Raw genomic sequence first — 23596 nt, 5'->3', positions numbered from 1 at the left:
GCTCAGTCAATCCGCAAGGCCAGGTGCTGCTGCACACCGTCCTGTACACGCTGCATTTCGCCGCGCAGGACGTCGAGGCGCGGCACCAGTTCGGCCATGCCGATGCCGCGCCGCAGCGCCTGCTCCAGGTCCGCGCACACGGCCGAGAGCTGCAGCGCGCCCAGGCTGTTCGACGAGGAGCGCATCGTGTGGGCCACATGGAGGACCGACGCCGGATCCAGGCCGAGCGGGCCGGGATCGAGCATCGGCAGCAAGCGGCTGATCGACGCATCGAAGGCCTGCATCACCCGGCGCACCAGCTGGTTGCGTCCGCCCGGATCGAGATCGTGCAGGCGCTGCATGGCGGTGGCGTCCAGCAGTGGCGGCTCCTCCTCCAGGGCCAGGAAGAGGGTCGGCTCCGGCGCGGTCTGCAGGCCATCAGCGTCCTGGTCGTCGGCGTCCTGGTCGCGGTCGCCGAAGCCGGCCAGCACGCCGGGCGCAGTGCGCGCAGCGGCCTCGATGTCGAGCTGTCCGCGCCGGCCCAGCCGGGTGCCCACATAGCGTCCGAGCATCGCCAGCAGCTGCCCCTGCCGGTAGGGCTTGGACAGGTAGGCGTCGAAGCCGAGCGACAGGAAGCGCTCCTCGTCGCCCTCCAGCGCATTCGCGGTCACGGCCACCACCGGGGTCTGCGGCGGCGTGATGAAGGTGAAGCGCGGTGTCGGGCCGCGCCGCAGCCACTGCAGCGCCTCCACGCCGTCCATGCCCGGCATCTGGATGTCCATCAGCACGAGGTCGAACAGGTCCTCGCACAGCGCACGCAGGCCCTCCAGCGCCGACCCCGCCACCCGCACGCTGCAGCCCATGCGCTGCAGCATCTGGTTCATGACTTCCTGGTTGACCGGGTTGTCCTCGACCACCAGCACCGAGGCGCCGAGCTGCGGCATGCGGACCTCGGCCTCCTGGCGCGCGGCGGCGATGCCGAGGATGGCCTGGCGCAGTTCGGCCTTGCGCACCGGCTTGTGGATGAAGCGGACGAAGCCGGCCTCCTGCGCCACCCGCACATCGTCGGGCGCGGCCACCGAGGACAGCAGCACCAGCTGCGTCCGGTCGATCAGCGCGTCCGCGCGCAGGCGCTGCGCCAGCTCGATGCCGTCCATGCCGGGCATGTGCCAGTCGATCAGCGCCAGATCGAAGGGCGGCACGTCCAGCGGCAGCGTGCGCAGCAGTTGCAGCGCCTGCTCGCCATCGCCGACCAGCGTCACGCGCAGGCCCCAGGCGGTCAGCATGTTCTCCAGCACGGTGCGGTTGGTGGGGTGGTCATCGACCACGAGCACGCGGATGCTGGGCATGGCCGTCGTGTCCACCAGGCCCTGGGTCAGCGCCGGATCGCCGCTGCCCGCGCTCACCGGCAGCGTGAAGCTGAACGCCGAGCCGACCCCCGGCTGGCTGCGCACGGTGATCGCCCCGCCCATCAGCTCGACCAGCTGGCGCGAGATCGCCAGGCCCAGGCCCGTGCCGCCATAGCGCCGCGACAGGCCGACGTGGACCTGCGTGAAGGCGTTGAACAGGCGCGGCAGCATGTCTGTCGCGATGCCGATGCCAGTGTCCTGCACGGTGAACACCAACAGCACATTGCCCGCCACCGACGCGGGCGCGTGGTGCAGATCGACCGTGATCTCGCCGTGCTCGGTGAACTTGATCGCGTTCGACACCAGGTTGGTGAGCACCTGGCGCAGGCGCAGCGGATCGGCCAGCACCGTCGCCGGCAGGCCCGGTGCCTCGCGGAAGCTCAGCTCCAGGCCCTTCTCGTGCGCACGTGGCGCCAGCAGCTCCAGCGTGTCCTCGACCACGCTGCGCAGCGAAAACTCCGAGGGCGCCAGTTCCAGCTTGCCGGCCTCGATCTTGGCGAAGTCCAGCACGTCGTTGATGATCTCCAGCAGGCTCTCGCCCGAGCGGTAGACCGCCTGGGCGAAGCGGCGCTGGCGGTCGTTGAGCGCCGTGCCCAGCAGCAGCTCGGTCATGCCGAGGATGCCGTTCATCGGGGTGCGGATCTCGTGGCTCATCGTCGCCATGAACTGGCTCTTGGCGCGCGAAGCCGCCTCGGCCGCGTCGCGCGCCGCCTGCAGCTGCAGCTCGCGCTCGCGCTCCTCGGAGACATCGTCGATCAGGCCGTAGACGCGGATCTCGCCGTCCTGCAACACGCGGGTGCGCGTGCGCTGGCGCAGCCACCGCACGCCGCGCTGTGGATGGCGGATGCGCACGGTGACGTCCGTGCTGACCGAGCGCGGCTCGTCCAGCCGCTGCTGCTCCAGCAGCGGCGCATCCTCCGGCAGCACCCGCAGCGGCAGCAGCTCCGCATGCGGCAGCACCTGCGAGGCCACCAGCCCGAGCATGTCGTACACGCGGGCGCCGATGTAGAAGTAGCTGTCCCGGTGCGGATCGGTGACGAACACACCCTCGTCGATCGACTCGACCAGCTCGCGGTAACGCTCCTCGGACTCGCGCAGCTGCTGGGCGTCGCGGCGCTGCTGGGTCACGTCGCGCAACTGGCAGATCACCACCGTCGGCCGGCCGAGCCGGTTGCGCACCGCGACGTAGCGGGCGCTGATGACGCGGTCCCCGTCGGCGGTGGGCCGCTCGAACTCGTGCTCGATGGCGTCGTGGCTGTCCACCGCGCGCGTCAGGCAGGCCTGCACCCGCTGCTGCACGCCGTGCCCGAGCAGCTCGTCCAGATCCCAGCCGCCGACCTGCGCGCTGTGGGCCGAGAACTCCAGCTCCGCGTGCCGGTTCAGCGAGACGACCCGGAACCGTTCCGCATCCAGCACCACCAGGCTGATCGGGATGTGCTCGGTCAGCACCGCCAGCAGCGCCCGGCCCTCGTCGATGCCGAACTCGCGCTCCTTGCGGTCGCTGATGTCGCGGCAGACACAGACCACCTGCGGCCGCCCGGAGGTCTCGTCGACGACGACCTGCGCATCGATCTCCAGCCAGTAGGGATCGCCCGGCAGCATGTCGTCCCGGCCGCGCCGGGCGACGAACTCGCGCACGAAGTCATCGCCGCGCAACAGGCATTCGCGCAGCAGCAGCGCCAGCCGGTCGTCCTCGGCGTCGCCGAGCAGCACATCCCAGAGCGTGCGGCCGCAGATCTTGCCGGGCGAGTGGCCGGTGGCCTGCACGAAGGCCGGGTGCGCCCACTCGATGACGCCCTCGGCATCCGTGATGACCGCGCCGCGCCCGACCCGCGCCGCCAGCAGCGCCACCCGCGCCAGCCGCTGCGCCGAGCGTTCCACCTCCCGCACCTGCTCGTCGCGGGCGGCCAGGTGACCGAGGTGCAGCCCGACCAGTTCCAGCAGTTGCCGCAGCGCCGAGGTCGACTCGGCAGGGTTGTGGAACTCGATGGCCGCCACGGCGCGGTGCCGGTGCACCACGGGCAGCGCCAGCACCTCGCGCACACCGTCCGGACGCCAGGGCAATGCCGGCTGTGCGGGGGACAGCACGGCCAGCACCGGCCGCAGCAGCACCAGCGCCGTGCCCAGCGGCGCCTCGCTGGCGTGGGTGGTGGCCATCTGGCCGAGGTCGATCAGTTCTTCGGTCGGACTGTCGCGCAGTGCCCAGGGCTGCACCAGCGCGCCCTCGTCGCTCCAGTCGCTCACGCGCAGCAGGCAGAAGCCACTCGCGCGCAGCCACAGGGACAGCACCGGCGCCACGAGGCACAGCCCTTCCTGCAAGGTCGCCGCCAGATGCAGGCGGCGCGAGAGCAAGAGCGCCTGGGTCTGGGCCTGTTCGTCCGAGATGCGCGCAGGGACGTCCTCGCCGCCGGACACCGTGATCAGGCCGTCCGGCTCCTCGAGCGCGCCGGGTCCGCTGCTCACGCAGATGTCGAGCGCCCACGGGTGGTCGGTCGTGCGGGCATCGTCGATCGGCAGCCGCATCGGCGCCGGGTCAACCGCGGGCGCCGACGTCACGTCGGTGGAGGGCATGGCAAGCGTGTACAAGGTTGGTCAGTTCGGTCGCACAAGCATAGGTGCAGCCCGGCCCGCACCCGACACGCCGGACGACCCAATTGCGCAATTTCGCCGAAGTCTCGCGCAGGGCATCCATCTCGTTGCAACTGCGCCCGATCGTCTGGAAACCAGTCCCTACAATCCCTGACATGTCGTCACCCCCCGAGTCCGGATTGCACCCTGTGACACGGGCCATCCTGCTGTGTCTGGCAGCGCTGGCCCTGCTGGTGTCGACGCAGTGGCTGGCCCAGTGGCTGAGCCCCCCCTCCACGCCCGGCCGGCTCGGCTGGGCCATCGCCTTGCTGGGGTTCGGGTTCCTGACCATTGGCTGGACCGCCACACGCCGCAGCCCCGCACCGGCCACGGCGGTGCCCCCCTCACCCACGCCGGCAACTGCCGCCCTGCCCGACGGGCTGCGGCTCACCACCGCGCAGTCGCTCGCGCTGCAGACCCGGCTGCTGCGCGGCCTGCCCGGACCGGCGCTGCTCGTGCGCACCGGCGACGCCGCACCGCACGTGCTGGCCTCCAACAACGCGGCCCAGGCCACCTTGCCCAGCGCGGATTCACCCGCGCTCGGGCGGATGGTGAGCGAATGGCTGGCGCAGAGCCTGACCCAGACACCCGACGCCAGCGTGCAGCGCCTGGACCTGCCGGGCAACTGCTGCATCCTGTGGATGCCGCCCTCCACGCCGGCCGTGGCTCCGCCGATCGACGCTCCGCCCCCACCGACGCCCGCCCCACCCCCACCGCGCGATCCTGCCGACGACGACCGCTCGGCCATCGTCTACACCGTCTCGCACGACCTGCGCGCGCCCATCCGCGTCATCGAGGGCTTCACCCGCATCGTGCGCGAGGACTACGGCCACCTGCTCGACCGCGTCGGCAACGACCATCTGGAGCGGGTGCTCGGCGCCGCGGCGCGCATGAACAGCATGATCGATGCGCTGCTGGCGCTGTCGCGGCTGTCCACGCAGGCGATCGAGCCGGTGCCGGTCGACCTGACCGAACTCGCCACCCAGGTGATCGAGGAGCTGCGCCAGCAGGCCCCCGAGCGCCAGGCGGACATCCGCATCGAGGCCGGACTGGCCACGCAGGGCGACCCGGTCCTGCTGCGCGCGATGCTGGACAACCTGCTGGGCAACGCCTGGAAATACGCCTCCCGCCGCGAGGTGACGCGCATCGAGTTCGGCACCACGACCGTGGCGGGACGGCCGGAGTTCTTCGTGCGCGACAACGGCGCCGGCTTCGACATGCGCTTCGCCAGCAAGCTGTTCGGCGCCTTCCAGCGGCTGCACGGCGCCACCGAGTTCCCCGGCACCGGCGTCGGTCTGGCCTCGGTGCGCCGCATCATCCGCCGCCACGGTGGCGACATCCGGGCCGAAGCCGCGGTCAACGAAGGCGCGACCTTCTACTTCACGCTCGGCTGATCGACGCGTTCACACCGAACCCGGCAGCGCCAGCTGCTCCAGCGCCTCGACCATGGCGGTGCAGGTCAGCTCCAGGCCGCGCCCTTCCTGCGCCGACAGCCGCTGCAGCCGCTCCAGCGCCGGTCCGCGGGCCAGCGAGAAGCGGTGCATCACGATCCCCACGGCCATCGCCACCACGGTCGGCAGCGCCGCAGCGGGGATCGTCCCCTCGGCGGCGACCGGCACACCGGTCTCCGCGGGCGCAAGCGCAAGCGCAGGCACGGTCCCTGCCGCAGCCGGCGCCGCGACCGCCGGCACGTTCGACGCACCACTGCGCCGGTGCACCTCGTCCAGCGCCGACGCCACCGCCGGCACCAGCTGCGCGATGTCCAGCGGCTTGACCAGCAGCGCCAGCGCCCCGAGCGCCTGGATGCGCGCCAGCGTCGCCTCGTCCGAGAACGCCGACAGGAACATGAACGGGATCTGCAGCGCCTCGCGCAGGTAATGCGCCACGTCGTAGCCGCTCATGCCGTCCATGCGGATGTCGAGCAGCGCCAGGTCGGGCCGGTGCTGGCGGGCCAGCAGGATGGCGTCATCGCCGTTGTCGGCGTCGAGGATGTCGAAGCCGGCGTGCTTCAGGCCATGCACGACCGTGGCCAGAACGAGCCGGTCGTCGTCCACCACCAGGATCCGTCCACGCGGGGAAGTTGCCGACTTGTCTGACACCATGAAGTCCTGGGTGGGGTAAAGGAAAAATCAGACCAGATTGTCGCGCAGGTCGCTCCCGGCGGTACCGCCCCTCCTCAAGGGGTTGTGTTTTCACACCGGACCACGGGCGGCGCCAGCCGCAGCGCCGCAACCACCTGGTCCTGCTGCTGTGTCAGCGACAGCGTGGCGCCGCGCCGCGGCAGCAAGGCGCTCACCAGCCCCAGGCCTGACACGGTGTCCGGCCGGCGGTCGAGCCGGAATTCCGCCGGCAGCCGCCCCTGGTTGCCGATCTCGACCCGCACCGCGTCCGCCTCCAGCAGCAGCCGGCACACCACCACCGAACTGGCCGGGCTGTGCTTGACCGCGTTGGTGAACAGCTCGTTGAGCGCGAGCGCGATCGGGATCGATTCGCCCTCCGGCAGCAGCCAGCGCCAACCCGGATCGCCCTCGACCGTCAGCGCGATCGTCCGGCCGAAGGTGCGCTGCACCGACTGCGCGATCGCCTCGATGACGCTGCGCACCGCCAGCAGGCCGGTGTTGCCGACCTGCAGCCCGTAGACCTGCGCGATCGCCTGCACCTGCCCGACCACCTCGGCAATGATCGGCTGCACCTGCGGGTAGCGCACCACCGCCTGCTGCATCAGGCCGGCCACGCCCTGCAGGTTGTTCTTGATGCGGTGGTGGACCTCCTGCACCAGCATGTCGCGCCGCGCGATCGCCGCCTCCAGCTCCGCACGCTGCGCCTCGCGCTGGGTGGTCACGTCGGTGGAGACCATCAGCAACTGGTCGACGCGGTCCTCAGAACGCGCCAGCGGCAGGAAGCGGGCATCCCAGACCTCCGTGCGGCCGTCACGCACGAGGCGGTATTCGCGTGGTGTGACGACCTGCGGATTGGCCAGCGCCTCGTCGATGTCCGACTGCAGGCTGGCGGCCACCGGCTGCGGATGGAGCAGCACCAGCGGCTGCCCGACCGCCTCCGACTCCGACACCCCACACAGCCCCGCCGCCGCCCGGTTGAGCTGCAGCACCCGCAGCGTCGCCGCATCACAGACCGTGATGGCCATGGGTGCGGCCTCGATGATGCGCTGCAGCGAGGCCTGCGCCTCGGCGATGCGCGCCTCGGCCTGGCGGCGCTGGTCGATGTCCATCAGCGCGAAGGTCATCTCGCGGTCACCCTGCAGCCCCAGCGTGGCCACCGCATTGCCGACCACCCAGAAGGTGCGCGCATCCCGCGCCTGGACCCGGCACTCGAACTGCAGCGCCTCGCTGTCGCGCAGCTCGCCGAACAGCTGCACCGTGCGCCGGAAGGGATGTTCGGCTTCGTCGGTGGCGACGATGTGCAGCGGCTGGCCCATGAAATCGCCCAGATCACCACCGAACATGCGGCGCGCCGAGCGGTTGAGCCAGGAGATGCGGCCCTGCTCGTCCGCGGTGACGATGCCGACCAGCACCGAATCGAGCACGGCGCGCGTGCGGTCCGCCTGCTGGCCGAGCACACCGGCCATGCGCTCGGACTCGCTGGCCAAGCGGGCGAGTTCGGCCTGCTGCGCCTTCAGCCGCGTGATCTCGGACAGCACGACAATCGCCAGCGGCTGGCGCCCGGCCGGGCCGGTGCGGCGGATCGTGACGGCATACCAGTGGCGTGCGCCCTCCTCGTCCTCCACGACCACCTCGGTCTCGTACTGTTCGCCCCGGTCGAGCACCGCATCGAGCTGGTCGAGCGCGCCCTGCGCCCCGCCCGCCAGCAGCCGGCGGATGGTGCCGCCGACCGCCGTCCCCGGCGCCAGACCCAGCATGCGCTCGAAGCGGCTGTTGCACTGGAAAAGCACCTCGCCGTGCAGCGAGGCGATGCCGGCGGGCGAGCTTTCCAGGATCGTCGACAGCTCGCCGAGCAGCTGCTCCGCCCGCGCCTGGGCCAGATCGCGCTCGTCCTCGGCCGAGCGGTCTTCGAGCATGCACATGTAGCGCCGGCGCCCGGCCCGGACCTCGTCGCAGCGCAGCAGCGCCCGCACCCAGCGCGTCTGGCCATCTGCATGGGGCAGCGCACCTTCGCTGCTGACCCAGGCGCCACCAGGCGACATCGGCTGCGCCATCGCACCCTGGGTCCAGTTCAGCAGCACCCGCAGCGGCGCCGAGGCCTCGCTCAGGTCGACCAGCGGCCCGCCGGCCAGCGCCTCGAAGCCCTGGTTCGCGCGCAGCACCAGCCCGCGGTCATCGAACAGCGCCATGCCCATCGGGCTCAGGTCGAACCACTGGTCCAGCTCGCGCGAGAAGCGCTCGGCCTGTTCGCGCGCCGCGTGTTCGGACGTGGTGTCCTGCAGCACCGTCATCAGCAGCCGGCGCCCGCCCGCGGGGCCACCACCCGTGGCATACCGCGTCGAACGCACCCAGCGTGCGCGGCCGTCGCTGTCGATCAGGCGCGACTCGCGCAGCGCCGGGCCGATGAACGTCGCGGGTTCGCGGTCGAAGCGCTCGCGTTCCTGGCGGGTGATGTCGCGCTCGTCCGGCGGGCCCAGCTCGATCGGATCGGTGCCGATCAGCGAGGCGCGCGTGCGGCCCGTGAGAGCCAGGAACGCATCGTTGACGTCGAGCAGCCGGAAGTCCTCGTCCTGCAGCATGGCGGGAAACGGGGCCGACCACAGCAGGGTGCGCAACTCGCGCAGCGGCCGCTCGATCAGCGTCAGCGGCCTGCGGGGTGGTGTCGATGCAGCGTTTTCCGCAGGCAGGCACAGCACCCAGGAGCCACTCTCCAGCAGCGACAGCACGGGACCTGCCCCTGCGCCGCCACCGGACGGAAAGTAGGCCTCGATCCGCCCGCCGGCCAGCACGGCGCGCAGGCGGTCCTGCAGCGGCTGGCCCAGTGCCGGGCCGAGATCCGCGAGGTTCATGCCGGGTTCGCAGGGCAGGCGGCGCAGGGCGGCCTGGTTGGCGTGGACCAGTCGGGCCGAGTCGTCGAACACCAGCACGGACTCGACCAGGGCATCCAGCAGGACAAGAGGCAGCTTCATGCCGCCAGTGTAAGCAGCGCCCCGCAGCGCGCAGGGCCGCCGGACGTTCAGCCGAGCTGGAAGGCGCTGGCCAGTGCGTGCAGCAATGCGCGGTTGACGTGGCGCATCTGGAAACCGTGCCGCGACACGGTCTCGCGCACGTCATGGCCGCTACCGCCTTCGAGCGTGCGCACGAGGTCGAGCGCGGCGTGGTACGGCCCGCGCTCCTCGGCCAGCGCCTGGTAGACGCCGTCCGGCACCGGCAGCGTGCGCAGCAGGTCGCTGAACGGGCGCTGGAACATGCGGTCCAGCAGCGAGAACACCCCGCAGATGAACATCTCGTTGCGGTATTCGGGGCTGCAGTCCTCGCCGGACAGGGCCTCCATCAGCAGGCCGCGGCGCACCGCGGCGTACATCACCGGGCGCTGGTTCTTGTCGCTGCCGGCCGTCACCAGCAGCAGCGACAGCCAGCGCTTGAGCCGCCGGTAGCCCAACAGCATCACGGCGTGCGAGAACGAGGTGACCTCCACCGTGAGGCCGAAGACCGGCGAGTTGATGTAGCGCATCAGCTTGAAGGCCAGCGCCGGATCGAACTTGAGGGTCGCCTCCAGTTGCGCCAGCGGCGCCTGCTCATGGACCAGGTGGATGAGTTGCAGCGTGACCTGCAGGTCCGGTCGCGGCGCACCGCCGGACCGGGGCGCCATGACAGTCTCCTCGACCGGCCAGCCCAGCACCGCCACCGCACCGCGCCGGAACGCGCCTTCCATCTGCTCGATGGTCTGCACGCCTTCCTGGAAGAAGCCGATCGAGCGCGTCACGCCGGCCGGCACCGGGCCGCCGTCCAGACGCCGCTCGTCGGCGAGATCGATGATCGCGTACTTGAACGCGCCGAGCAGGGCGCGTGGCAGCGGCTGGTCCGGACGGCCGGACAGCAGCAGCGTGTTGCCGTTGTCGGCGAGTTGCAGGATCGAGTCGCGGTGCACCGGATCGCAGGCCATGAACTTCGGCACTTCGATCATCACGTTCGCGGAGGGCTGGACCATCAGCAGGTCGGCCAGCAAACCTTCGCAGCGCACCGACAGCACGACCTGCGGCCCGTCGGCCGGCCAGACCGTGCTGACCGCCGTGAGCAGCTCGCCCACCGGCAGCCAGCGGGCATGCCCGAGCGGGAACACCGACAGCCGCGTGGCCATGACGTTGCGCTGGCTGTCGATGATCGGACAGTAGCTCAGGGCCACCTGCCCGAGGATGGGGGCGTCCGGGGACTGCATGGTGGGAGACACGCGCCGCGTCAGTTGCTGATGTAGTCGAACAGGGAGATCTTGCGCACCATCGAATACGACTGGAGCGCGGCCTGGTAGGCCGTCTGCTTGGTGGAGAAATCCGAGATCCCCTGGGCCATGTCGAGGTCCATGGCCTCCGAGCGCAGGCCGATGTCCGACAGCACGCGCGTCTGCGTGCGCTCGTCCAGTCCATCCATCTGGTTCAGCGTCTCGCCGGCGTGGGAGCGCCCGACCTGCAGGTTCGCGAGCACCTGGTCCAGGTCCCGCAGGCCGCGGTTGAGCGCCTGGGCCTGGTCGCCGGCATTCGGCGGCACGGTGGCCGACGATCCCAGCACGTCGATGACCCGGTCCAGTGCATCGAACACGCTCAGCCCCGGGCTGGACGGCTGGATGGTGAACTTGTCGCCCGCAACGGCGTTGCCCGCGATGTTCACGCTCATGCCGGACAGGCCCGTGATCGGGGTGCCCGACACGTAGTCGTGGCTGTTGTTGGCCGCATCCGGGACCGGCGTACTGCTGCCGTCACTGCCGATGAGGTTGACGCTGTAGCGCGTGGGCGTGTCGAAGGTGACCTCGTAGGCCTGGCCGTCGGTCAGCGTCAGGGCAGCCGGGTCGCTGACCTGACCGGCGTTGATCCAGGCCGTGCTGCTCGGGTCCACCTGGCGGTCGGTCTCGAACACGCCGTTGCCGGTGCGGGCCTTCAGCCAGAGCGCTTCGCCATCGACCGACATCGGCAGGTCTTCGGACAGGGAACCGGCCGCCTGGCCCGGTGTGCCCAGGTACTCGACCCCGATGCCCGAATTGGCGAACGGCACCTGGTCATTGCCCTGGCCACCGAACACGTGGTGGCCGGTGCCGTCTTCGGTATTCGCCACCGACAGCAGCTGGCCCTTGAGCTGCTTCAGGCGGTCGGCCAGCAGCGCACGGTCGGAAGCGTTCATCGCGCCATTGCCGGCCTCGACCAGCGTCTCGCGGGCGGTCTGCACCAGGTCGACAGCGCTGCCGATCGACGACTCGGCGACTGACATCGCGTTGCGGCTGGCCCCCATCGTTCGGAGCAGACCTTCGCTGCGCGTCTGGTCGGCCAGGGCACGTTCGGCGCGTGCGGCACCTGCCGGGTCATCACTGGCACGGGTGATGCGTTTGCCGCTGACGATGCGCTCCTGGGCCTTGGACAGGTCTTCCTGGCGGCGCATCAGGGATGAAAGGCCGGATTGCTGGTTCAGGGCAGAAGCGATGCGGGACATGTCGATGATCTCCGATTCAATGCAGATTCAAGCGCAGTGGATGCAGGCGATACAGGCGGACTCAGCCCATGATCGACAGCATGGTGTCGAACAGCTTCTGGGCGGTCCCCAGCACCTTCGCGGCGGCCTGGTAGCTCTGCTGGTACTGCAGCAGGTGTGCGGCCTCTTCCTCGAGGTTGACCCCGGTTTCCGAGCCGAGCTGGGCCTTGTTCGTCTCGGCCAGACTGGCAGAAGACTCCGCGTCCGAGGTCGCACGCTGCACCCGCACCCCCAGATTCGAGATCAGACGGGCGTGCGCATTGCTGAACGTCTTGCCGTCGGCACTGGCGGCCTTGACCAGGTTCTGCATCGCCAGGGCATTGACATTGCCCGAACCAGAGGCAGTCGCGCCGGCCGCAGCGAGCTGGCGTGGATCGGTGATGGCGACCGTGGTCGCACTGGCCGCCGAGCTGACCGGCTCGAGCAGGAAGCGGTCCTGCGCGGCCATCGGCGAGCCGCTGACATCGAAGGTGAATCCGTCGACCTGCGCGCCACTCTCCAGACCGCTGAAGACGGTGCCGTCCGACTGGCGCGTCACCTGGTAGCGCGTGCTGTCGGCCGGGTCGAGCCGCAGGCTGTAGTCGCTGGCCTGCAGCTGGCCACCCTGCCCGGCCACCCGAGTGATCGACACCTTGGCGGCAGGATCGCCGCTGGCGTCGCGTGCGTTGAAGGCCGAGGCCCAGACCTTGGGCTCGCCGACCGCCAGCAGCGGCTTGCCAGCCGCGCCGTCAAGGTCGGTGCCCTGGATGTGCTGGGTGTTGACGCTGTCGGCCAGCGAGGTCGCCAGCAGGCCCAGCTGCGCACGGGCGTCGACCAGGTCCTCGTTCTGGAACTTGAGCAGTCCGGACACCGAACCGCCGCCGATCGAGCCGCTCGTCAGCGCGCGCTCGTGCCCGTTCAGATCGACCACGATGCGGGACCGCTCTGGCGCACGGGTGTCCGGCACAGCCTTCAGGTCATGGCTGGTGCTCCCCATCACCAGGGGTTGGCCGCCACCGACAAACAGGCTGATCGAACCGTCCAGCTTGCCATCCTGGCCGCGGTTGTCGATGCGGCTCACCTCGATGTGCTGGCTGAGCTGCGCGATCAGCTGGTCGCGCTGGTCCAGCAGGTCATTGGGCTGGTCCTTGGCGGTGCCCGAGCCGGTGAGCTGGCCGTTGATCTTGGCAATCTGCCCGGTCAGGCCGTTGACCACCGACACCTCGTCGCCAAGCTGCTGGGTGACCGAGGTCTGCAGGGTGTCGATGTGTTCGCCGGTGCTGCGAAAGCGCGAAGCCAGGCTCTCGGCCGCGGACAGTGCGACCTGGCGCACCGATTCGTCCCCCGGCGCCGCCGCCATGTCCCCGAAGGACGCAAACAGCTTCGATGCGGCCTGCCCCAGGCCCTGCTCGCCCAGCGCGTAGCCGCCTTCGAGCTGGTTCAGCATGTCCACGCGGGTGTTGTCGGCGGCGGACTGGGCCTGCGTCTGGTTGCTCTGGGTGGTGAGGAAACGGTTCGCCGCCCGCTCGACCGTGTCGACCGCAACGCCACCACCGATGTAGCCGGCACCGGAACTGCGTCCGGGCACGGTCGTCAGCCGGACGGACTGGCGCGAATAGCCCTCGACGGCGGCATTGACGATGTTGTGGCTGGTCGTGCTCAGCTGGGTCTGTGCGGCGAACATGGCCTGCACACCCACCGTCATCAAGGAGTTCGTGCTCATGGTGGTCGGCTCGGAGATTGGTTAGGCCTGTATATCGGCAGCAAGACCCGTTCGCCCAAGGCCTCGCTGCAGGCGTTGCGTGGTCTGGATCACGCGGGAGAGCTTGGCGGCGTAGTTCGGGTCGGTCGCATAGCCCGCCCGCTGCAGTTCGCGGGCGAAAGCGCTCGGGTCGTCGGTGGCCCGCCGGGCTGCGGCGTAACGCGGGCTGGTGCCGATCAGCTTCGCGTAGTCGCGGAAGCTGTCCTCGTACGAGGCGTAGGCCCGGAACTGGGCCTGCACCTTGCGGGGCTCGCCGTCGATGACCTCGGTGGTCGTGATGGTGACTGTCGGCCCGGTCCAGCTGCCGCCTGCCTTGATGCCAAAGAGGTTGTACGAATTGCTGCCATCCCGGCCGCGGATCTCTCGCCGGCCCCAGCCCGTTTCGTGCGCCGCCTGGGCGATCATGAAATCGGCCGGAATGCCGCTCTCCGCGGAGACGCGGGCCGCAGCGTGCGCCTGCGTGTTGACGAACTGCTGCGCGTTGCTGCCATAGGGCGTGACGGCGCCGCCGGCATCGGCCTCGGTCGCGCCGGACAGGGCCGACACGGCGTTGCCGCCGGCCGCAGCCGGTGCGCTGGAGCGCAGGCCAGGCAGCGGCAGGAATCGCGGATTGCCCGGCACCGGATCGGTCACCGAGGCCACGCCCATCTGGCGCTCCAGCTGCCGGGCGATCGCCGAGGCCAGACCGCCGGGCTGGCCCGAGAGCTGCATCGCGTACTGCTGGTCGAGCATGTCGCCGCCCATCGCGGTGGCGGAGTTGGAGAGCATGCCGCTGTCCATCGTGGTCGCGCGCATGCTCTTCATCAGCTCCTGCATGAACAGGGCCTCGAACTGGCGCGAGACTTCCTTGATGGTGTCGGCGGGGTTGCGGGCCGCCGCACCGCGCAGCGCGTCGAGCGACGCGCCGCCGGCGGCGAGCTGTTGGGTGGAAGACGGGCGTTGCATGTCAGTTCACCTCAAATGACTTCCAGTTCGGCGCTGAGTGCCCCGGCAGCCTTGATCGCCTGCAGGATGGCCAGCAGATCCGCGGGCGACGCGCCCAGCGAGTTGAGCGCCTTGACCACCTCGGTCAGCTTGGTGCCGGCCGGCAGTTGCACCAGGGCGCCGCCGTCCTGCTGCATCTTGATGTCCGTGCGCTCGGTCACGGTGGTCTGCCCGCCCGACAGCGGCCCCGGCTGGCTGACCACCGGCGTGGTGCTGATGGACACCGACAGGTTGCCGTGCGCCACGGCGCAAGCGCCCAGCGTGACCGCCTGGTTCATCACCACCGAGCCGGTCCGGGCGTTGACCACGATCTTGGCCGCCGGCGCCGCCTGTTCCAGCGACAGGTTCTCGATGTCGGCCATGAAACTCACGCGCTGGTCCGGTGTCGGCGGCATCTTCACGCGGATCACCCGGCCGTCCACCGCCGACGCAGTGCCGGCACCGAAGCGCGCGTTGATGACCTTGGCCACCTCGCGCGCGGTGTTGAAGTCGCTGCTGTTCAGGTCGAGCTGCAGGAAGTCACCTTGCGCCAGCGGATTGCCGACCGCGCGCTCGACCGTGGCCCCGCCCGGGATGCGCCCGGCCAGCAGGTGGTTGACCTGCACCTTGGAGCCGCCCGAGGAGGCCCCTGCGCCGGCCACGATCAGGTTGCCCTGGGCCAGCGCGTAGATCTGGTTGTCAGCGCCGCGCAGCGGGGTGCCGATCAGCGTGCCACCGCGCAGGCTCTTGGCATTGCCGAGCGAGGACACGGTGATGTCCAGCGGCTGGCCCGGCTGCGCGAAGGCGGGCAGCGTGGCCGTCACCAGCACGGAGGCGACGTTCTTGAGCTGCATCCCGGTGCCCTGCGGGATGGTGACGCCGAGCTGCTGCAGCATGGCGTTCAGGCTCTGCGTCGTGAAGGGGGTCTGGGTGGTCTGGTCGCCCGTGCCGTCCAGACCGACCACCAGGCCGTAGCCCACCAGCTGGTTGGGCCGCACGCCCTGCACGCTGGCGACCTCCTTGATGCGCACGGTGGCTTGCACCGAAGACACTGCGCCGAGCAGCGACACAGCGACACAAGCGAGGCGGATCCACAGCCAGCGGGGCGATCGGAGATTCGGAAGGTGCATCGACATGGCTCAGATCGGCATCAGATTGAGGAAGTAGCGCGACAGCCAGCCGATCTGCTGCGCGTCGGCCTGACCGCCCCGGCTCTTCTGCTCGACGCGGACATTGGCGATCTGGGCCGAGGCGACGGTGTTGCCCGGCTGGATGGAGCGCGGGTCGATCTGGCCCGAGAAGCGCAGCACGTCGACGTTGTCGTTGACGCCGATCTGCTTCTCGCCGGCAACGACCATGTGGCCGTTGGGCAGGACCTCGACCACGACCGCAGTGATGGTGCCGCTGAAGTTGTTGGTGTTCTCGGTGCCGCCCTTGCCGCTGAAGGTGTTGGCGCTCTCGCCCCCGACGCCGAGCTTGCCCAGCACCGAGGCCGGCAGCAGCGGCGCGGCGCTGATGGCCCCCGACAGCGAACCCTTCTTCTCGACATTGCTGGTCGAGCGCGCGCTGGCGCTGACCCGCTCGACGATCTGCACCAGCAGCGTGTCGCCGACCAGGCGGGCGCGGTGGTCCTCGAACAGCGGGCGGTACTGCGCGTGCTGGAAGATCGCGCCGTTGTTGACCACTGGCCGCACGGTCGGGTACGGATGCACCGGCTCGGTCGGGGCCAGATCGACCTTGGCGACCGTGGGCATGAGCTGGCAGCCAGACAAGGCACCTGCCAGCGCGAGGACTGCCAGGCCCAGGCGCGTGGTCACAGCTGCGTCAGACGCGAGAGCATCTGGTCCGACGTGGTGATGGCCTTGGAGTTGATCTCGTAGGCGCGCTGGGTCTGGATCATGGCCACCAGTTCCTCCACCACATTGACGTTGGAGGTCTCGATGAAGCCCTGCGAGAGCGCACCCATGCCGTCCGAGCCGGGCGCGGCCGCCACGGGTGTGCCGGACGCAGCGGTCTCCGTGAACAGGTTCTGACCACGCGGCTCCAGGCCGGCCGGATTGACGAAGGAGGCCAGCGTGAGCTGCCCCACCGCCTGCGGCGCCGCCTGGCCGGGCATGGCCACCGAGACCTTGCCGTCCTGCGCGATGGTGATCGACTGCGCGTTCGGCGGGATCGTCACACCGGGCTGCACGAGCTGGCCGTTGTTGGTGACGAGCTGGCCGGTGGCGTTGAGCTGGAAGGCGCCGTCGCGGGTGTAGCCGGTCGTGCCGTCGGGCATCTGGATCTGGAAGAAGCCGTTGCCCTTGATCGCCACATCGAGCGAGTTGGTCGTCTGCTGCAGGCCGCCCTGGCTGAACTGGCGCGAGGTGGCGACGGTGCGCACGCCGAGACCGACCTGCAGGCCGGTGGGCAGCTGCGTCTGCTCGCTGCTGGACGCGCCGGTCTGGCGCAGGTTCTGGTACATCAGGTCCTCGAACACCGCGTGCGACTTCTTGTAGCCGTTGGTGGCGACGTTGGCGAGGTTGTGCGAGATGACATCCAGCTGGGTCTGCTGGGCTTCCATCCCGGTCTTCGAGGTCCACAGGGAGCGCATCATGGCGGGGAGTCCTTGTTCGGAGGGTTCAGTTCAGGGAGAGCAGCTGCTGGGCCTGCTGCTCGTCTTTTTCGGCGGTCTGCATCGACTTCATCTGGGCCTCGAACTGCCGGGCCGCGGCGATCATGGCGACCATCGTGCCGACAGCGGAGACGTTGGAGCTTTCGAGCGCGCTGTCCTGCACCTGGGCGGCGGGATCGGCATCCAGATCACCGGCCGGGCCGCGGAACAGGCCGTCCTCGCTGCGCTTGAGCGGCGCCTCGGAGCTGACCAGCTTGAGCCGGCCGACCGGCGCCGGCACGCCACCCGGCACGCGGGCGCTGACCGTGCCGTCGCCCGCGATGCTGACCTCGGCATTGGGCGGCACGCTGATCGGGCCGCCTCCGCCGATCACGGTCAGCCCGGTGCGGGTGACCAGCGTGCCCTCGGCGTTGACTTCGAGCGATCCGGCGCGGGTGTAGGCCTCGGTGCCGTCCAGGCCCTGCACGGTCAGCCAGGCGTTGCCCTTGGCGGCGACGTCCAGGCTGCGGCCGGTGGCGACCACATTGCCCGGCGCCGGGTTGTAGCCGGTGGTGGTTTCCAGCGCGTAGGCGCGGGTCGAGGCGCCGTCGCCCCGCACCGGCACGGCACGGAAGGACTGCAGCTCCTCGCGGAAGCCGTTGGTCGACACGTTGGCGAGGTTGTTGGCCAGGACGTCCTGGCGCTGCATCGTCGCCTTGGCGCCCGACATCGAGAGGTAGATGCGGCGGTCCATGGTGGTCTAGTCCGGGTTCAGCGCAGGCTGACCAGCGTCTGCATGACCTGGTCCTGGGTCTTGATCGTCTGCGCGTTGGCCTGGTAGAGGCGCTGCGCGGTGATCATGTTGACCAGCTCGCCCGTCATGTCGACGTTCGATTCCTCCAGCGCGCCGGACTGCAGCACCCCCAGCGTGCCCGAGCCGGGGATGCCCGACACCGGATCGCCCGCCTGGGGCGTGTTGACCCAGGCATTGCCACCCACCGGACGCAGGCCCTGCGGATTCTGGAAGCTGGCGAGTTCAAGCTGGCCTGCGTTGCGGTTCATGCCATTCGTGTAACGGGCATTGATGACGCCGTTGTCCTCGATGGTCATGCTCGTGAGCTGCCCGGGCGAGTTGCCAGTCTGGGTTGCATCCGACACCGAGAACGTGGCGCCGTACTGCGTCACATGGCTCATGTCGAACTTGACGCCCGTGATGGCAGCATTGGTGGTGCTGGCCGGGATGTCGGGCAAGGTGATCGCACCCAGCGGATTGCCGCTGGAGTCCTTCGGGTTGAGTCCGGCCAGATCGAACTTCAGGCCCTCAATGATCGGCTTGGCTTCACCAGCCGCATCCTGGAGCACCTGGCTGTCAACCGCGGCATAGACATTCCAGGTGTCGGTGGCCGACTTCTGGAAGAAGAACGCGACGTCCACCGGCTGGCCCTTGGCGTCATAGGAGCGCACCGAGGTCGCGTTGTTGTAGGTGGTCGCGTCGTCCAGATTGATGGCGTAGGTCGCGGGTGCCACGGGCGCCGGCATGGTGGCCGTGCTGCGCGAGTCGAAATTCAGCGCGATCGTGACGCTGTCGGTCGCATGGGGCGGCAGTCCGCCCGCCGGGAACTGCAGGTCGGTGCGCACGCCGGTCTGGATCACGCCCTGCTGGTCGGCGCCATAGCCCTGCAGGCGCTGGCTCTGGCCGTTGACGATGAAGCCCTCGTTGTCCACCTTGAACTGGCCGTTGCGCGAATAGAGCGTCTCGCCCGAGCTGGACTTGAGCTGGAAGAAGCCCTCGCCGTTGATGGCCACGTCCATCGAGTTGCTGGTGGCATTCAGACTGCCCTGGGTGAACTGCTGGGCGACGGTCTGCACCCGCACACCGATGCCGACGTTGCCCGTGCCGCCGATGGAGTTGGCGTACATGTCGGCGAACTCGGCGCGCGAGGCCTTGGCACCGTAGGTGCCGGCGTTGGCGATGTTGTTGCCGATCACCTCCAGACTCTTGCTGGTGGCATTCAGACCGGACAGACCTTGCTGGAAATTCATGGAGATGCTCCTGGAACGGGATGGAACGCGGATGCGCGAGGAGAGGGAATGCCGGGATCAGCCGCCGAAGGCGCGCACGTCGCTGTAGGCGACCGTGGTGCCGCTCTTGAGCTGCAGGCTGAGACCGCCGGTGCCGGTCGAGCTGACGGCGCTGACCTGGTCGCGCATCAGGGTGGTGGCGGTGACGTTGGCGGTGCCGGAGGTCGCGGCCACGCGGAAGCGGAAGCCGCCGGCGTCGGTCACGCCCTCGGCCGGTGTCCAGTTGAAGCTGTGGCGGCCACTCGTCTCGGCGCCCATGTCCAGCGTGTCGACCACCCGGCCGGCGCTGGAGAGCACCTCGACCTTGACCGCATCGGCCGGGCCGCCCAGCTCGAAGTGCCCCGTGCCGCTGCCGCCGCTGACGTCGATCGTGTTGCCGGGCACCACGACCGAATTGCCGACCAGCGATGCACCCTGCATCGCCTGCATCTGCAGCAGCTGCGCCGACATCGCCTTGATGCTCTCGTTGACCGTCCCGAGGCCCGACACCGTGTTGATCTGCGCCATCTGGCTGGTGACCTGGGCGTTGTCCATCGGGTTGAGCGGATCCTGGCTCTGCATCTGCGTGACCAGCAGCTTCAGGAACTGGTCCGAAGCCTCCTGCATCTTGGAGGCCGTGGTGGTGGCGGTACTGCTGTTGAGCTGGCTGTAGGCGGTCGAGGCGTCGGTCGCCTTGGTCGCGGTGGAAGTCGTGGTGGCCATGTGTGGTGGTCCTTGCGGTGATCAGCCCTGGCCCATCTGCAGCGTCTTGAGCAGCAGGGTCTTGGCGGTGTTCATCACTTCGATGTTGTTCTGGTAGGAGCGCGAGGCCGAGATCATGTTGACCATTTCCTCGACCGGATTGACGTTGCTGTAGGTGACGTAACCTTTGCCGTCGGCGTTCGGATTGCCGGGGTCGTGGACGCGGCGGCCGTCCGCGGTGTCTTCGCGGACCTGGGCCACCTTGACGCCCGCCGCGCCGTTGTCACCCATCGGCACGGTCTGGAAGACCACTTGGCGCGCCTTGAAGCTCTTGCCGTCCGGGCCGGCCGCCGTGTCGGCGTTGGCCAGGTTGGTGGCCACCGTGTTGAGCCGCTGGCTCTGTGCGCTGACGGCGCTGCCGGCGATGTGGAAGATGTTGAACATCGACATGGTTGCCCCTTTCACTGGCCCTTGATGGCTTCGAGCATGTTGCGCAGGCCACCGTTGATGAACTGCAGCGTGGCCTGGTACTTGACCGCGTTGTCGGCGAAGCTGGCCCGCTCGCGGTCCATGTCCACCGAGTTGCCGTCCAGGTTGGTCTGGCTGGGTGCGGCGTAGAGCAGCTGGCTCTCGCGCATGGCGGCCGAACTGCCCCCCGTGGCGAGGTGGCGCGCGTCGGTACCGGCCAGCATCGCCGGCGCACCGATCGCACCACCCGAGCCCGTCATCTGCTGCAGGGTCTTGGCAAAGTCGATCTCGCGGGCCTGGTAGCCCGGTGTATCGGCGTTGGCGATGTTGCTGGCGATCAGGCGCTGGCGCTCGGAGCGCAGCGCCAGCGCCTGGGTCTGGAATTCGAGAGAAGCGGATAGACGGTTCAGCATGGCAGTGTCGGCAGCAGCGGCAGCGGGTTCGACCACGGGGACCCGGTGTCGATGCAGACCCGCACCGGGGGCTCGGAGCCGATTCTTGATGCGCGGTGCCCGGCCCACTCCCACGAATAGGGCGACCAGCGCGGCCCATCTTGCAAGCTAGCGGCCGCCAGCCGACTCCTACAGTCGGCAACACCATGATCAGCTTGCCTCTGCTTCGCCAATCCTCTGCCCCGGGCTCTGCCCAGGCACCGCAACCCGCCGGTGTCGGTCGGCACCGACGACCGTCGCGTCTGGTGGTCGCTCTGGCATTGACGGTGGGCCTGGCCATGGTGGCGGCGACTGCATGGGCGGACGCTGCGCCGGACGGCAGTCTGCCGGCCGCCCTGTCCCTCCGGGTCGTCGAGGCGACCCGCTCGGCCATGGCCGATGTGGGCGAGGCCCGCATCGAGGTGCTCCCCGGCCAGCTCGATCCGCGACTGCGTCTGGCGCCGTGCCAGCAGATCGACGCCTACCTGCCGCCGGGCAGCACGCCCTGGGGCCGGACCCGCGTCGGGCTGCGCTGCGTGAGCGGGCCGGTGGCCTGGAACGTCTACCTGCCGGTGACCGTGAAGGTCTGGCGCAAGGCGATCGTCAGCACGGCCGCCCTGCCCGCTGGCGCCGAGCTGTCGGCTGCCGATCTGCAGCTCTCCGAAGTCGATGTGGCCGGCAGCAGCAGCCCGGTCTACACCGAAACCTCCCGGCTGCTCGGTCGGCGGCTGATCAATGCGGTCGGTCCGGGCCTGCCCGTCCGCGGCGACAACCTGCGGGTGCGGCAGTGGTTTGCCGCTGGCGACAAGGTGACGCTGGTCTACAAGGGCGAAGGCTTCGAGGCCTCGACCGACGGACAGGCGATCAACTCGGGCATGGAAGGCCAGCCGGTGCGCGTGCGCGTCAGCTCGGGGCAGGTCATCACCGGCATCCCGACCGGAGAGAACCGGGTCGAGGTGCGCTCATGAGCCGCAAGGTCCGACGCGACGCCATCCGCTCGCCAAATGTGGAAATAGACGCACCCGAACCCATCAATTCAGCCCGCATCTGCATAAATCTGCTCGAAAACCGCCTGTACAGGGGAGGATTTCCCGAACCGACACTCCGTCCCGCTAAAGTGGCCGGCGCGACCACCGATATCAGACTCAACGCCCGTCAACCGGGCCTGATTCGGCTCGAAGGAGTACGTGATGAAGATCGGCAACACCGCCCCGACCCAGGCGACGGCCCCCGTCAGCCCCGGCAACCACCAGACCCGTGCGGCCGAAACGCTGCATGAGGCCCCTGATGTCTCGGCCCTCGAAGACACCGCCAGCACCAAGGTGGAAGTGTCTGGAACAGCCTCGGCCCTGCTTGAACGCGCCCCGGACGACTTTGATACCGAAAAGGTCGATCGCATCCGGCAAGCCATCTCCGATGGCACCTACAAGGTCAACCCGGAAGCGATCGCCGACAAGCTGCTCACCAACGCACAGGATCTGCTGGGGCGCCTCGGCCAGAAGACCTGAGCACACTGTCCGGCCTGACCGGGCAGCGTGCCGCATCGATCCCTCGACATGACACACCTGCCCATGAACGCCCTGAATCTGCGCTGTACCCCTGTGCACTGCCCCGACGCCGCCGATCTGGAGCGCCTGCTCTCGGCGGTCGAGGTCGATCTGAACGCCCTCGGTGACTCGCTGCGCCTGCGCGACAGCGATCGCATTGAGCGCCATGCCGGCGATCTGCGCGAGGCCCTCACCCGTGCCCTCGACGGGTTCACGCGCGCCTCCCGGACTGGCCAGGTGCCCGCCGCGCTGCGCGCCAGGCTGGTGAAGGCCAGCGGCCAGGTGGCCGTGCAGCGCGAGTCGCTGCTGCGCGCGACCGTGGCGCTGGACAGCGCGCTGGAAGCGCTCCTGCCGCGCGACGACAGCGTCGTCTACGGCCGGCTGGAAAGCCGCAGCTCAGCGCTGTTCACACACTGATGCGCAACTGCATCGCCGCTGCGACGATGCGCTGCACCAGTTCCACGTCCACCGGCTGGCTGTAGCGGAACTTGAGGATGCGCATGCCCTTGCCGACGCCCTCCAGCTGAGGGAATTGTTCGGCCAGCAGGGCGCCCTGGAAGAACTGCAGGTGTGCCTGGGCCTTGTGCGGCACCATCGTCGCCAGGTGATGGCCGCGGACGAGAAACATCAGATTGCCCCAGCGCACCGCCAGATCGATGCCGGGCGCCGCGGTCATCACCGCCTGGTGCAGCGCCATGGCCGCGGCGACCTGACCGGGCGGCAGCGAATCGAAGAAGCTGGCCACCATGGCCGCTGGTCGTGCGAGATGTCGCATGTCGGGACAGGATCCGCCGCTCTCAGGTCCTGGGCAGGGTCACCCCCGTCTGGCCCTGGTATTTGCCACCGCGGTCGCGGTAGCTGGTCTCGCAGACCTCGTCGCTCTCGAAGAACACCACCTGCGCGCAACCCTCGCCCGCGTAGATCTTGGCCGGCAGCGGTGTGGTGTTCGAGAACTCCAGCGTCACATAGCCTTCCCACTCGGGCTCGAAGGGCGTCACGTTGACGATGATCCCGCAGCGGGCATAGGTGCTCTTGCCCAGACACACCGTCAGCACGCTGCGCGGGATGCGGAAGTACTCCACCGTGCGCGCCAGCGCGAAGCTGTTGGGCGGGATGATGCAGACGTCGCCCTTGAAGTCGACAAAGCTGCGCTCGTCGAAGTTCTTGGGATCCACCACCGTGGAGTGCACGTTGGTGAAGATCTTGAACTCGTCCGAGCAGCGGATGTCGTAGCCATAGCTGGACGTTCCGTAGCTGACGAGCTTGCGGCCATCGGGGGCGTAACGCACCTGAGCGGGCTCGAACGGCTCGATCATGGCGTGCTGCTCGGCCATGCGGCGGATCCACTTGTCGCTCTTGATGCTCATGTCGTTGTCAACTTCAGGGTACGCGGGGCGGGGGCGTGATTTTATGGGCATCCGGTGCCGATGCCCGCCG

At 69.3% G+C, this 23596-nt stretch carries 21 protein-coding genes; 4 read left to right on the top strand and 17 right to left on the bottom strand.

The window, feature by feature from the left end; genetic code table 11:
- Nucleotides 1-2 precede the first annotated feature (2 nt).
- The gene (locus AABN02_RS09500) at nt 3-3959 is read right to left on the bottom strand and encodes a response regulator (protein WP_338414682.1); all 3957 of its coding nucleotides are present in this window, start codon (nt 3957-3959) and stop codon (nt 3-5) included.
- Nucleotides 3960-4132: 173 nt separating this feature from the next.
- Between AABN02_RS09500 and AABN02_RS09495 the strand changes: the two genes are divergently transcribed.
- Entirely contained in the window at nt 4133-5410 is a 1278-nt protein-coding gene (locus AABN02_RS09495) for an ATP-binding protein (protein WP_338414681.1), read from the top strand.
- A 9-nt stretch (nt 5411-5419) separates the two neighbouring features.
- Here the strand turns inward: AABN02_RS09495 and AABN02_RS09490 are convergent, their stop codons facing one another.
- The 14 genes from AABN02_RS09490 to flgB all read right to left on the bottom strand — a co-directional run bounded on the left by AABN02_RS09490 (nt 5420) and on the right by flgB (nt 20594).
- Nucleotides 5420-6115: a response regulator gene (locus AABN02_RS09490; protein ID WP_338414680.1), complete on the bottom strand. Its 696-nt coding sequence runs from the start codon at nt 6113-6115 to the stop codon at nt 5420-5422.
- 77 nt (nt 6116-6192) lie between these two features.
- A complete protein-coding gene (locus AABN02_RS09485) occupies nt 6193-9105 on the bottom strand; it encodes a PAS domain S-box protein (protein WP_338414679.1) in 2913 nt (970 codons plus the stop codon).
- A 47-nt stretch (nt 9106-9152) separates the two neighbouring features.
- Nucleotides 9153-10367: an HDOD domain-containing protein gene (locus tag AABN02_RS09480; protein ID WP_338414678.1), complete on the bottom strand. Its 1215-nt coding sequence runs from the start codon at nt 10365-10367 to the stop codon at nt 9153-9155.
- A gap of 8 nt (nt 10368-10375) precedes the next feature.
- Nucleotides 10376-11614: a flagellar hook-associated protein FlgL gene (gene flgL / locus AABN02_RS09475; RefSeq protein ID WP_338414677.1), complete on the bottom strand. Its 1239-nt coding sequence runs from the start codon at nt 11612-11614 to the stop codon at nt 10376-10378.
- A 61-nt stretch (nt 11615-11675) separates the two neighbouring features.
- A complete protein-coding gene (gene flgK / locus AABN02_RS09470; protein WP_338414676.1) occupies nt 11676-13355 on the bottom strand; it encodes a flagellar hook-associated protein FlgK in 1680 nt (559 codons plus the stop codon).
- 21 nt (nt 13356-13376) lie between these two features.
- Nucleotides 13377-14339: a flagellar assembly peptidoglycan hydrolase FlgJ gene (gene flgJ / locus AABN02_RS09465; protein ID WP_338414675.1), complete on the bottom strand. Its 963-nt coding sequence runs from the start codon at nt 14337-14339 to the stop codon at nt 13377-13379.
- Between the two features lie 11 nt (nt 14340-14350).
- Nucleotides 14351-15487 (bottom strand): flagellar basal body P-ring protein FlgI, encoded by a 1137-nt coding sequence (locus AABN02_RS09460; RefSeq protein WP_338414739.1) that lies wholly within the window; start codon nt 15485-15487, stop codon nt 14351-14353.
- Between the two features lie 9 nt (nt 15488-15496).
- The gene (locus tag AABN02_RS09455; RefSeq protein WP_338414674.1) at nt 15497-16174 is read right to left on the bottom strand and encodes a flagellar basal body L-ring protein FlgH; all 678 of its coding nucleotides are present in this window, start codon (nt 16172-16174) and stop codon (nt 15497-15499) included.
- On the bottom strand, nt 16171-16953 hold the full coding sequence (flgG, locus tag AABN02_RS09450; RefSeq protein ID WP_338414673.1) for a flagellar basal-body rod protein FlgG: 783 nt from the start codon (nt 16951-16953) through the stop codon (nt 16171-16173). Before flgG ends, AABN02_RS09455 begins: the two co-directional genes overlap by 4 nt.
- A 25-nt stretch (nt 16954-16978) precedes the next feature.
- Nucleotides 16979-17704, bottom strand: a complete 726-nt coding sequence (locus AABN02_RS09445; RefSeq protein WP_338414672.1) for a flagellar basal body rod protein FlgF — start codon at nt 17702-17704, stop codon at nt 16979-16981.
- 17 nt (nt 17705-17721) lie between these two features.
- On the bottom strand, nt 17722-18993 hold the full coding sequence (gene flgE, locus AABN02_RS09440) for a flagellar hook protein FlgE (RefSeq protein WP_338414671.1): 1272 nt from the start codon (nt 18991-18993) through the stop codon (nt 17722-17724).
- Nucleotides 18994-19050: 57 nt separating this feature from the next.
- Entirely contained in the window at nt 19051-19734 is a 684-nt protein-coding gene (locus AABN02_RS09435) for a flagellar hook capping FlgD N-terminal domain-containing protein (protein WP_338414670.1), read from the bottom strand.
- 21 nt (nt 19735-19755) lie between these two features.
- The gene (gene flgC / locus AABN02_RS09430; RefSeq protein ID WP_338414669.1) at nt 19756-20163 is read right to left on the bottom strand and encodes a flagellar basal body rod protein FlgC; all 408 of its coding nucleotides are present in this window, start codon (nt 20161-20163) and stop codon (nt 19756-19758) included.
- 11 nt (nt 20164-20174) lie between these two features.
- Nucleotides 20175-20594 carry a flagellar basal body rod protein FlgB gene (gene flgB / locus AABN02_RS09425; RefSeq protein WP_338414668.1) on the bottom strand — a complete coding sequence of 140 codons (420 nt, stop codon included), beginning with the start codon at nt 20592-20594 and terminating at the stop codon, nt 20175-20177.
- Nucleotides 20595-20878: 284 nt separating this feature from the next.
- Here flgB and flgA point away from each other — a divergent pair, with 284 nt between their 5' ends.
- The 3 genes from flgA to AABN02_RS09410 all read left to right on the top strand — a co-directional run bounded on the left by flgA (nt 20879) and on the right by AABN02_RS09410 (nt 22576).
- Nucleotides 20879-21580 carry a flagellar basal body P-ring formation chaperone FlgA gene (gene flgA / locus AABN02_RS09420; RefSeq protein WP_338414667.1) on the top strand — a complete coding sequence of 234 codons (702 nt, stop codon included), beginning with the start codon at nt 20879-20881 and terminating at the stop codon, nt 21578-21580.
- A gap of 222 nt (nt 21581-21802) precedes the next feature.
- A complete protein-coding gene (gene flgM, locus AABN02_RS09415; protein WP_338414666.1) occupies nt 21803-22120 on the top strand; it encodes a flagellar biosynthesis anti-sigma factor FlgM in 318 nt (105 codons plus the stop codon).
- A gap of 63 nt (nt 22121-22183) precedes the next feature.
- On the top strand, nt 22184-22576 hold the full coding sequence (locus AABN02_RS09410; RefSeq protein WP_338414665.1) for a hypothetical protein: 393 nt from the start codon (nt 22184-22186) through the stop codon (nt 22574-22576).
- Here the strand turns inward: AABN02_RS09410 and AABN02_RS09405 are convergent.
- Together AABN02_RS09405 and dcd are read right to left on the bottom strand one after the other, a co-directional pair.
- Nucleotides 22566-22934: a DUF1801 domain-containing protein gene (locus AABN02_RS09405; RefSeq protein ID WP_338414664.1), complete on the bottom strand. Its 369-nt coding sequence runs from the start codon at nt 22932-22934 to the stop codon at nt 22566-22568. The two genes, AABN02_RS09410 and AABN02_RS09405, sit on opposite strands and share 11 nt — an antisense overlap.
- Before the next feature lie 22 nt (nt 22935-22956).
- Nucleotides 22957-23526, bottom strand: a complete 570-nt coding sequence (dcd, locus tag AABN02_RS09400) for a dCTP deaminase (protein ID WP_179634503.1) — start codon at nt 23524-23526, stop codon at nt 22957-22959.
- Nucleotides 23527-23596 lie beyond the last annotated feature (70 nt).

Source organism: uncultured Sphaerotilus sp. (genome assembly GCF_963924895.1).
Classification (GTDB): domain Bacteria; phylum Pseudomonadota; class Gammaproteobacteria; order Burkholderiales; family Burkholderiaceae_C; genus Sphaerotilus.
This window is presented reverse-complemented; position numbering and strand designations above follow the sequence as displayed.

Coding starts and splice junctions, on each gene's coding strand:
- AABN02_RS09500 (WP_338414682.1), bottom strand. CDS start 3,959: ATGCCCTCCACCGACGTGACGTCGGCGCCCGCGGTTGACCCGGCGCCG.
- AABN02_RS09495 (WP_338414681.1), top strand. CDS start 4,133: ATGTCGTCACCCCCCGAGTCCGGATTGCACCCTGTGACACGGGCCATC.
- AABN02_RS09485 (WP_338414679.1), bottom strand. CDS start 9,105: ATGAAGCTGCCTCTTGTCCTGCTGGATGCCCTGGTCGAGTCCGTGCTG.
- flgL (WP_338414677.1), bottom strand. CDS start 11,614: ATGTCCCGCATCGCTTCTGCCCTGAACCAGCAATCCGGCCTTTCATCC.
- flgK (WP_338414676.1), bottom strand. CDS start 13,355: ATGAGCACGAACTCCTTGATGACGGTGGGTGTGCAGGCCATGTTCGCC.
- flgJ (WP_338414675.1), bottom strand. CDS start 14,339: ATGCAACGCCCGTCTTCCACCCAACAGCTCGCCGCCGGCGGCGCGTCG.
- AABN02_RS09460 (WP_338414739.1), bottom strand. CDS start 15,487: ATGCACCTTCCGAATCTCCGATCGCCCCGCTGGCTGTGGATCCGCCTC.
- flgG (WP_338414673.1), bottom strand. CDS start 16,953: ATGATGCGCTCCCTGTGGACCTCGAAGACCGGGATGGAAGCCCAGCAG.
- AABN02_RS09445 (WP_338414672.1), bottom strand. CDS start 17,704: ATGGACCGCCGCATCTACCTCTCGATGTCGGGCGCCAAGGCGACGATG.
- flgE (WP_338414671.1), bottom strand. CDS start 18,993: ATGAATTTCCAGCAAGGTCTGTCCGGTCTGAATGCCACCAGCAAGAGT.
- AABN02_RS09435 (WP_338414670.1), bottom strand. CDS start 19,734: ATGGCCACCACGACTTCCACCGCGACCAAGGCGACCGACGCCTCGACC.
- flgC (WP_338414669.1), bottom strand. CDS start 20,163: ATGTCGATGTTCAACATCTTCCACATCGCCGGCAGCGCCGTCAGCGCA.
- flgB (WP_338414668.1), bottom strand. CDS start 20,594: ATGCTGAACCGTCTATCCGCTTCTCTCGAATTCCAGACCCAGGCGCTG.
- flgM (WP_338414666.1), top strand. CDS start 21,803: ATGAAGATCGGCAACACCGCCCCGACCCAGGCGACGGCCCCCGTCAGC.
- AABN02_RS09410 (WP_338414665.1), top strand. CDS start 22,184: ATGAACGCCCTGAATCTGCGCTGTACCCCTGTGCACTGCCCCGACGCC.
- AABN02_RS09405 (WP_338414664.1), bottom strand. CDS start 22,934: ATGCGACATCTCGCACGACCAGCGGCCATGGTGGCCAGCTTCTTCGAT.
- dcd (WP_179634503.1), bottom strand. CDS start 23,526: ATGAGCATCAAGAGCGACAAGTGGATCCGCCGCATGGCCGAGCAGCAC.